This is a genomic window from Paracidovorax sp. MALMAid1276 (assembly GCF_049198005.1).
GTDB lineage: Bacteria > Pseudomonadota > Gammaproteobacteria > Burkholderiales > Burkholderiaceae_C > Acidovorax.
Map to the genome: position 1 here is coordinate 1 of NZ_JBMIRS010000098.1, position 5995 is coordinate 5995.

The 5995-nt window shown below is 60.3% G+C and carries 8 protein-coding genes and 1 pseudogene; 7 read left to right on the plus strand and 2 right to left on the minus strand.

All coding sequences use genetic code 11. From position 1 onward, the window contains the following. Both ACOQFS_RS06735 and fliE read left to right on the plus strand, forming a co-directional pair. A pseudogene (locus ACOQFS_RS06735) lies at positions 1 to 201 on the plus strand (type II restriction endonuclease); the annotation flags it as partial. Between the two features lie 239 nt (positions 202 to 440). Beyond that, the gene (gene fliE, locus ACOQFS_RS06740) at positions 441 to 749 is read left to right on the plus strand and encodes a flagellar hook-basal body complex protein FliE (protein WP_015012923.1); all 309 of its coding nucleotides are present in this window, start codon (positions 441 to 443) and stop codon (positions 747 to 749) included. Positions 750 to 892: 143 nt separating this feature from the next. On the opposite strand, the gene ACOQFS_RS06745 is transcribed toward fliE, so the two are convergent. Both ACOQFS_RS06745 and ACOQFS_RS06750 read right to left on the minus strand, forming a co-directional pair. Beyond that, complete coding sequence (locus ACOQFS_RS06745; RefSeq protein ID WP_421562133.1) at positions 893 to 1417, minus strand: DUF4148 domain-containing protein; 525 nt, start codon at positions 1415 to 1417, stop codon at positions 893 to 895. 95 nt (positions 1418 to 1512) lie between these two features. Continuing rightward, entirely contained in the window at positions 1513 to 1884 is a 372-nt protein-coding gene (locus tag ACOQFS_RS06750; RefSeq protein ID WP_421562134.1) for a hypothetical protein, read from the minus strand. Positions 1885 to 2411: 527 nt separating this feature from the next. Here ACOQFS_RS06750 and ACOQFS_RS06755 point away from each other — a divergent pair. The 5 genes from ACOQFS_RS06755 to ACOQFS_RS06775 all read left to right on the plus strand — a co-directional run. Further along, the gene (locus ACOQFS_RS06755) at positions 2412 to 2753 is read left to right on the plus strand and encodes a four-helix bundle copper-binding protein (protein WP_056419612.1); all 342 of its coding nucleotides are present in this window, start codon (positions 2412 to 2414) and stop codon (positions 2751 to 2753) included. A 28-nt stretch (positions 2754 to 2781) separates the two neighbouring features. Continuing rightward, positions 2782 to 3018, plus strand: a complete 237-nt coding sequence (locus ACOQFS_RS06760; RefSeq protein ID WP_421562135.1) for a hypothetical protein — start codon at positions 2782 to 2784, stop codon at positions 3016 to 3018. Positions 3019 to 3047: 29 nt separating this feature from the next. Then, positions 3048 to 3194 carry a DUF305 domain-containing protein gene (locus ACOQFS_RS06765; RefSeq protein ID WP_421562136.1) on the plus strand — a complete coding sequence of 49 codons (147 nt, stop codon included), beginning with the start codon at positions 3048 to 3050 and terminating at the stop codon, positions 3192 to 3194. A gap of 193 nt (positions 3195 to 3387) precedes the next feature. Beyond that, positions 3388 to 3627, plus strand: coding sequence for a DUF2933 domain-containing protein (locus ACOQFS_RS06770; RefSeq protein ID WP_421562137.1), 240 nt, complete (start codon positions 3388 to 3390; stop codon positions 3625 to 3627). Between the two features lie 150 nt (positions 3628 to 3777). Continuing rightward, positions 3778 to 5995, plus strand: a 2218-nt coding sequence (locus tag ACOQFS_RS06775; protein ID WP_421562138.1) for a heavy metal translocating P-type ATPase, incomplete at its 3' end; no start/stop codon positions are given.

The following is a 5995-nucleotide window of genomic DNA, read 5'->3' on the forward strand; positions in this document are numbered from 1 at the left end:
GGCAACTGCGCCCTGTTTCTGGTGGCTCCAGACAATCGCAGAGACAAGGTCGCTGAGCAACTTCAAAGGCCCGCCTTCTCCAGGGTGTCAGAGCTGGGAATCCGGTATTTGCCCTACAGCCAACTGGAGCAGAACCATGCCTCCATGAGCCGCTTTGGGTCCAGCATCAAGCCACTGCTGGAGATTTCGCAGCGGCTGTGAGCCACGGCTATTTCGTGCGGCGCGCTTCGCTGCGCTCGGCTCTTTGGGCCCCAGGGATGCGGCGACCCACGGCGATGTCGGCAAGATGAAGTTTCTGTTATCCCGAACGGCGGGATTGACGGGTGGCGCCTTGCGTTGCGAAAGCTACAGATCGAACTCCAATCTCTACGATTGGGCGTTGCCTCGGTACAGATTTCGAGGCAGAACTTCGCAAACTCTTCGCCCCAGAAAGCCTCGGCATGAACGTCACGACAAAGCCATTGGATGCACTATTGCCTGTCAGTTCGCTGGGAAACTCTGTGCCCAAAGCACCGAGCATCCAGGGAGGCGGTTTTCTGGACGCGATGAAGCAGGCGCTTTCAACCACAAGCCAGTTGCAGAGTGAGTCTGGTCGCCTAAGCCGCGAGGTCACATTCGGCAATCCCACGGTCAGTCTTGAAGAAACGATGCTCGCTGGAGTCAAGTCGAACATCGCGTTTCAGGCCACTCTTCAGAGCCGCAACCGCATTGTCCAGGCCTACACCGATGTGATGAACATGCAAGTCTGATGCTCGGAGGCCAGAGCAATGCAAAAGTAGATGTCGCACGCACTTGCTGCTAGCGCCGCAGACATGCATGGCGAGCCAATTGGAGGAGGCCCTGTTTCGAAAGACCCCCTCCAGATCAGCCGCCGACCGCCCGGAGAACCCGTTTAGAACCGAGGGGCCTTGGTGGATTCGTCCGAGGTGGCGGCCACGCCTGCATGGTGCGCTGCGTGGTAGCGGTCAGGATAGATTTCATTGAGCTTGCGGCCGTCTTCGCCCACAGCGATGATTTCTCCTTCGCGGATGGCTCGTGCCAACTCACTCTTGACTTGTTCCCGCGTCTTCAACGACTTGCCTGCCACGATCGGATAGCGACCAGACATCAACTCATTGCGTTTGACTCCGAATTCACCGGCCACCATGATGTCACCCGTACGGATAGCCTGCTCCAATTCTTCCCGCACTTGCTCGCGGGATTTGCTAGCCTGAGTCGAAGTAGTCGAGCGATAGGCTCCGGGGTTGATTTGCTTGAGAGTCATCCCCGAGTCGCCAGGAGCAAGCATCTCGCCGTTTTGCTGAGCCTGCGCCAATTCAGCCAGCACTTGTTCGCGCGTCTTGCTGACCGTTTGGTCTGATGCGAACGCGGGAGCTGCGATGAGGGAAAGGATGATGAGCGTGGACTTGAGTTTCATGATGGGGTTTCCTTTTTGGATTAATGGTGATGGTTGAAGTGCAACCGCAGGCCGGTTTTAGAGCGAACGCGGGTGCCGGTGATCGTTGAGAGGGTTCAGGGCAGTTGGCGGGCGTTGACCCAACCTGCCTCGCCGCCGATGTCACGCAGGCCTTCACTGGTGACGGGATTGCGCTTGGCGGTTTGCAGCTCATCCAGAACTTGCTGGCGGGTCTTGGTCAGCTTGGGGCCCGGAACGAGCGGATAAGTGGCTGGATAGTCACGGCTGATCCAGTACAGCGAACCGTCCTTCTGAGCGGCCAGTACGGTGTTTTCAACCGCTTGGCGACTGACTGCGTTGCCTAAATGGTCTGCGGCCAGGCTGACGCCTTCTTCCTGGCTAGGGCTTGCGTGATAAACGGATGTCGCAAACGACGCTGTAGCGGATGCAGCAAGGCTGGCGACGAGGATTGCGGTACGAACTTTCATGATGGTCTCCTGTGACGCCGGATGCCCGGTATGGTCCATCCAGGTGGCGTTTTGTGCGCCACGGAAAGAAGTCTAGAAACCGCACGCCGACTTAGAGGTGACGGACGGATTACGCTTTTGACAGGAGAGATCCGTGGGTCACCGGAGCGAAGCAGCAAGGCGGCTGAAGCTCCGATGTACTAGCGGAGCGCTGCTATTGAAGCGCTGTGTGAGCGCCATCACCATGTCGCTGAGAGCGCAGCGCCGATCAATGCCCTGCCTGCACTTTTTTTTGCGAGGCACGTCCATGGCATTGAACGTTGGACACGAGAATTTCGCCGCAATGTGACGCCGTGATTACGACTCTGATATCTCTGCGTAATGTTCGAGGGCAATGCGGCGCAAATGACTCGTTTGCGAGGGCAATCGTCGGTGACAACCTACAGCGCGACCTGCCTTGAGCGGCGGAAGATCCTTGCACCGCGCAGTCAATCGCGCGGATTCAAGTTGATCCATAAAGCCCTTGAACCTACCCTCAGGAGAACCCAATGAACCATACCAAAAACCGCTTCATGTCGTGCATCGAGGCCTGCCAGGCGTGCGCGACGGCGTGCAACCAGTGCTTCGCCGCGTGCCTTCAGGAGGAGGATGTGAAGATGATGGCGCGCTGCATCGCACTGGACGCTGACTGCGCGGCGATCTGCGGCTTTGCGGCTGACGCCATGGCGCGCAACAGCGAGCACGCGGCTGCCATCTGCGCGCTGTGTGCGCAAATCTGTAAGGCCTGCGCCGAGGAGTGCGCCAAGCATGAAGCTGACCACTGCAAGTCCTGTGCTCAGGCTTGTCTCAAGTGCGCCCAGGAGTGCGACGCCATGGCGCGTGCCGCTTGATCACGTTGCTCAACACTTGGAGAACACCATGAAGAAGTTCCCCGCTTCCCACTCGCTCACCGCTGCCGCTTTCGTTGCTTGCAGCTTGTTGTCGCCCCTGTCTGTTCAGGCCCAGACCGCACCCCATTCCGGCATGAAGGGAGCCGGCATGGATCAATCGATGCCTCAGGGCAAGATGGACATGAAGGCCATGATGAAAGAGAACAACGACAAGATGGCGTCTGTGCCATGTCGGGCAACCCTGATGTGGACTTTGCCCAGATGATGCGGGTCCACCACCAGGGTGCGATTGACATGGCCCAGGCCCAGTTGCGGGATGGCAAGGATCCCAAAATGCTCAAGATGGCCAAGGACATCGTTGCAGCGCAGAAAAAGGAAATCGCTGAACTGGATGCATTTCTGGCCCGCAGTGGCAAGACCCCTGCCGCTCCCGCCAAGTAGTCCTGGGGGACCGATTTCGCAGCCCTGGGTTTTTGGATCGTCGAAATCCAGGGCTGTGCGGTCAGATGCTTGTTGCAGTGCGGGCCCTTGATTGAGATCAAGGGCGGCGGATGTTCCTGCTTGACACTCCCACCGTGTTAAGCCTTATCGTTCCCACAAGGTCTACCACTGATGACTTTTGTTGGAGAACACCATGAACCACGACCACACCACAGAGCATTCGAACGCTACAAATCCGGCTGGAAGCCGCAAAAAGTTGATCGGCGCAGTGATCATGCTTGGACTGATTGGTGCTTTCTTTCTGCTCAGAGAACACTGGTCGCACATCGCTGGCTATTGGCCTTACCTACTCTTGCTGGCCTGCCCACTAATGCACCTCTTCCATGGACATGGGGGCCACGGTTCGCATGGCGGCGGATCCGGTCGCAACTAATCCGGCGCCACACGACACTCACCTTCAGGAATTGCAACCATGGCTACAGCAGCGCCCCACGAACATGCTCATCACGGGCATCAGCCTCATGACGGCCATGAAGGACACGAACCTCGGTCCAAGGCGGCGTTGAAGGATCCCGTCTGCGGCATGCCAGTGACGACCGAGTCCCAATACACCGCTCTCCACGAAGGCCACAACTACTACTTTTGCAGCGCCAAGTGCCAGGGGCGCTTTGTCGAGGCGCCACAGAAGTACGCACCGGGCGCTCAAGGCATGTCTGGAACCGAGCCTGAGGCCACTCAGCCAGGCGCCGTCTACACCTGCCCCATGCACCCAGAGGTGCAGCAGGACCATCCCGGAAACTGCCCTAAATGCGGCATGACACTGGAACCCATGCTCCCCACGCTGGATGAGGGAGAAAACGCGGAACTTGTGGATTTCCGGCATCGCTTCTGGTGGACGCTGCCACTGACCGTGGTGGTCACCATCCTGGCCATGGTGGGACACCGGCTGCAGTGGTTCGAAATGGCCACACAGAGCTGGATTGAGCTCGTGCTGACGGTTCCCATCGTGCTGTGGGCTGGCTGGCCCTTCTTTGTGCGTGGTGCCCAATCCATCGCGAACCGCAGTCCCAACATGTGGACGCTGATCGGTCTGGGCACGGGTGCCGCATTTGTCTACAGCGTGGTCGCCACCGTGGCGCCTGGGGTATTTCCGGCCTCGTTCCAGGCCATGGGCCGCGTGGCGGTTTACTTCGAAGCAGCAGCCGTCATCATCTCGCTTACGCTGCTCGGCCAGATGCTGGAGCTGAAGGCACGCTCGCAGACCTCGGCCGCCATCAAATCGCTGCTGGGCCTGGCCCCCAAGACCGCACGGCGTATCGACGCCAACGGTCAGGAGAGTGATGTCCCGTTGTCCCATGTCCATGTGGGAGACCTCTTGCGCGTACGTCCCGGTGAGAAGGTGCCGGTGGATGGCGTGGTGGTCGAGGGGAGCAGCGCGGTGGACGAAGCCATGCTCACTGGCGAGCCTGTGCCCATCGTCAAAGGACCTGGGGACGCCGTCATCGGAGCCACGCTCAATACCAACGGCGCTCTGGTGATCCGGTCCGAGCGGGTGGGCTCGGCCACCATGCTGTCGCAGATCGTTCAAATGGTGGCCCAGGCGCAGCGCTCACGGGCCCCCATGCAGCGCATGGCGGACCAGGTGGCGGGGTACTTTGTCATGGCCGTGGTGGGCATCGCGTTGCTCACGCTGTTCGCGTGGGGCCTGTTCGGCCCGGAGCCACGTTGGGTCTATGGCCTGGTCAATGCCGTGGCCGTGCTGATCATCGCGTGTCCCTGCGCGTTGGGATTGGCAACCCCCATGTCCATCATGGTGGCCACGGGCCGGGGCGCGACCAGCGGCGTGCTGTTCCGGGACGCCGCTGCCATCGAAAACCTACGCAAAGTGGACACGCTGATCGTGGACAAGACGGGAACGCTCACCGAAGGCAAGCCCTCGTTCGAGCGCGTGGTGGCCATGCCCGGTTTGTCCGAGGACGAGGTTCTTCGCCTGGCGGCCAGCCTGGACCAGGGCAGCGAGCATCCGCTGGCCGATGCCATTGTCGAGGCGGCCCGCGCCAAAGGGCTGGCCCTGGACAAACCCGAGGACTTCGAGTCCGGGTCGGGTATCGGTGTGCGCGGACAGGTCGCTGGACGCCAGCTCGCCTTGGGAAACACGGTCCTCATGGAGCAGGTGGGCGTTTCGGCAAATCCGCTGCTTGCGCAGGCAGAGTCCTTGCGCGCCACAGGTGCGAGCGTCATGTACTTAGCAGCCGATGGGCAACTGCAAGGCCTACTGGCGGTCTCGGATGCCGTCAAGGCGAGCACGCCGGAGGCCCTTGCGAATCTGCATGCTGCGGGACTGCGCATCGTCATGGCCACGGGTGACGGCATGACCACTGCCAAGGCGGTGGGGGCAAAGCTGGGGATTGATGAGGTCCATGGCGAGGTCAAGCCTGCCGACAAGCTGGCTCTGGTGTCACGGCTGCAGGCCGAAGGCCGCGTCGTTGCCATGGCGGGAGACGGGATCAACGACGCGCCCGCCCTTGCCAAGGCAGACGTGGGGATCGCGATGGGTACTGGTACCGATGTGGCGATGAACAGCGCACAGGTCACCTTGGTCAAGGGCGATCTGCGAGGGATTTCCACTGCTCGGGAATTGTCGGAGGCAACGGTGGGGAACATGAAGCAGAACCTGCTGTTTGCCTTCCTCTACAACGCGCTGGGCATACCGATTGCTGCAGGGCTGCTGTATCCCTTCACCGGATGGCTGCTGTCGCCAATGATTGCGGCCCTGGCGATGAGCCTAAGTTCGGCGTCCG